The sequence below is a fragment of the Sulfuricurvum sp. genome, assembly GCF_049305995.1.
In the GTDB taxonomy this organism is placed as follows: Bacteria; Campylobacterota; Campylobacteria; order Campylobacterales; family Sulfurimonadaceae; genus Sulfuricurvum.
This window is the reverse complement of sequence record NZ_JBAQPS010000248.1, coordinates 1-3,117: the sequence shown is the minus strand read 5'-3', so window position 1 is coordinate 3,117 and position 3,117 is coordinate 1. Positions and strand designations below refer to the sequence as shown.

Below are 3,117 nucleotides of genomic sequence, written 5' to 3'. Positions count from 1 at the left end.
TATAACCTCGATCCGAAGCTCAAAGAACTCGCTCTCACCTTTATGAACGACAAAGAGCGTGCGAGTGCCAACTTCGGTGAATTTATCCTCCGATGGTCGGGATTCTACGATATGGCAAAAAGCAAGGGGTTCAGTGAAGAAGAGTTTTCTCCCTATCTCTACGAAGTCCCTTCTCTAAAACTGTGGATACTGGAGCGGTTCGTAGGATCAAAAAAAGACGGATGGCGTAGTGAATACCATCTAAGCATGAACACCAACGGCGGCTACCATACCCAAACCTTCGGAAATGAAGCGTATATCACCGAACATTTCAATCTCCTCATGGAACGCTACGAGGCGATGTTCGCCATACAAGCCTATTATGGTGATGTGTTTAGCGATACCCACTATGACTATGCAAATAGTTTCGATTTTATAAATCAAAAATTCCAAAGAAAGGCAGCCTAAATGAAAAAGTTATTAACCCTAATATTCCTCCTGAGTGTCACAGTATTCGGAGCGAGTTTTGATTGTGCGAAAGCAACCAGTAAAGTGGAGAAGATGATTTGTGCTGATCCTGAGTTGTCGGCATTGGATGAAAATCTTTCGAAAGCATTTAAAGAGGCTCTAACAGTTACCGATGAGAAAGAACATTTAAAAGAAGAACAATACTATTGGTTGAAATACGATAGAAATACTTGCACTACTAAACAATGCTTAAATAGCTTACACCATTTGAGAATCACTCATTTGAACACAGCATGGTTGAATAAAGATACAGAACCTTCAGCGGCTACTATTTTTAAATTGATTCAATATTTTGATTGTAATACTACCAACACAAAAGAGTTTAAAGACCTTTGTATAGCCATGCAAAACCATCCTAAAACAGTTGAACTTATGCAACCTATTGCAATCGGTAATAATATCAACGAATCACAATTTAAAAAATATTTATCACAACTTAGTCCTGAGGAGAAAAATGCATTGGTATACAGTCTAATTCCAGATGACGATGATCTAATTAGTAAATATCAAAGTAAATATCTTCTTTTATCACAAAAAGAACTCAACCGTTTGATGAAAGAAGATAAAGCATATAAATCCACTGGTAAGCTGAAACTTTATTCTATCGACGAGCGTTATACAACAAATAAAACCCGTAAGGCTTATCTATTTTTTGCAGATGCCATGTTAAAACAAAAAGAAATCGATAGAAAAGTAAAGCTTTCTGGTCTTAGCCTTGCTCAAATAACGGTTATAAATCTCAATGAAGGAAATAAAGAATCAAGTTTTGATTGGAAAGAAAATATCAATGGCATGTTCAATGGAACTCGATATATAGGTAATATTGGTGTATTGATGCACAATGGTGAGAGTTTTTTGTTTGAATTAGATGAAAATAGCATTTATATTCATAGCTTAAGAGGTGGAAGAGCAGAAAGCTATATTCCTGATGTCGAACGAGTTTATAACACAACAGTTCAAATTGATTATAGAAAATAAAAGGAGAGATAACAATGGCAATAGTACCTCATAAAATCAGTAATTTCGACGATGAGTTTTTTAAAATCATTAAAAAAGCAGAGAGTTTCTCAGAAAAAGCTTATTATGATAATGGAGATACACCTACGATAGGCGTAGGATTTGCATTATTTGATAAAAAATCAAAAAGGCTTAATACAAATATCATTGCAGCTATGAAAAGAGCTGGTGTAGTGATTAGTGCATCTGATAAGCAGATCCTTGATGACATTGAAGTAGCATTTAAAGCTGGTAAACTTACTACGGTTGATACGCTGACTGATAAGCTTAATATCAGTATTAGTGAAGCTCAGGCAAAGGCAGTTTTTATTGAAATTAAAGAAGAATATGCTGACAGGGTTAAAAAGAAAATCGGTGAAAACTCATACAATAGTTTATTGGATTCCAAGGAATTAATAGCATTGATAGATATAGCATATAATGGAGTTATTGGCAGTAATCTTGCAAGTGCTGTGAAAAATGGTAATCGTGCTGAAGCATGGTTTCAAATGCGCTATATGTCAAATGGTGGAGAGAGTTATAAACTCTATGGGACTGGTATTGCAAATCGAAGAATCAGTGAGTCGAACGGATTTAGTCTTACTCAACCCAGTATGACCCAAGATGATTATAAACAGATAATGAGGATGTATACTCTTCATAAAGATAAAATTTATGAAGTTGAACACGATAATAGTATACCTTTAAAAAATAGTGATCCTGTAAAAAGTGAATATGAAAAAGATGGGTTAATAAACACTAAAATCTCCCCCGCTCGTGACTATCTAATCTCTCAATACGGCGAAGGCATAAATATCGATGGAGACGTACAAGTTGGTAAAGGACTTGCAAGTTATGCTTATTTAGAAAACAACAGTTACAGCGACACCCTCACCGGCACTTCCAAAAACGACTTAATCTTCGGAGAGCGAGGAGATGATTATATCGAGGGTGCTGGCGGTTCGGACGTAGCATACGGCGGAGATGGCAAAGACACTCTCATCGGCGGAGAGGGAATGGACACCCTCGATGGCGGTTCCGGTGATGATACCCTATTGGGATATTACGGTTTCGGACAAGATGATAGTGAACAAGATAAACTCTATGGCGGAATAGGAGACGATACCTATATCACAGGTCTAGGTGATATCATCTATGATGATGGCAATGTGGGGAGAGTCGTCTATAAAAACATCGATCTGAGTGGGGAGAAAACTCAGGTCAAAGGGGAAAGCTACTACGAAGATGCCAACTTCTACTATCAAGAAAACGGAAATATCCTATACGTCCGTACTAAATCAAGTACAAGCGGATTAGGGATTGAGATTCAAAACTGGAACGCTCAAACCAAAGAGGCATTAGGAATTAAACTTATTCCATCCGAAGAGGAAGGCGTCGGAGGAGAAGAGGATCCGGAAGAGCCAAACCCAAACCCCGATCCCGACCCCAAATACGTCACCGTAAGCGTCTCCAATGCTCAAGCCATCGAGAGTGCAGGGACGATCAGCTTTGTCGTTAGCCTCTCCGAAATACTCAGTGAAGATGTCTCTATCGACTTCATCACCCAAGACGGAACAGCTAATACAGGCAGTGACTATGTGCAGTACGGAAACT

General features: G+C 38.1%; 3 protein-coding genes. All 3 read left to right on the top strand.

Annotated features, from left to right (window positions below; genetic code table 11):
- A partial coding sequence (locus WA010_RS08585) for a hypothetical protein (protein WP_422556714.1) occupies positions 1-447 on the top strand: 447 nt, incomplete at its 5' end.
- On the top strand, positions 448-1,485 hold the full coding sequence (locus WA010_RS08580) for a lysozyme inhibitor LprI family protein (protein WP_422556713.1): 1,038 nt from the start codon (positions 448-450) through the stop codon (positions 1,483-1,485).
- 14 nt (positions 1,486-1,499) lie between these two features.
- On the top strand, positions 1,500-3,117 hold a 1,618-nt coding region (locus tag WA010_RS08575; protein WP_422556712.1), incomplete at its 3' end, for a Calx-beta domain-containing protein.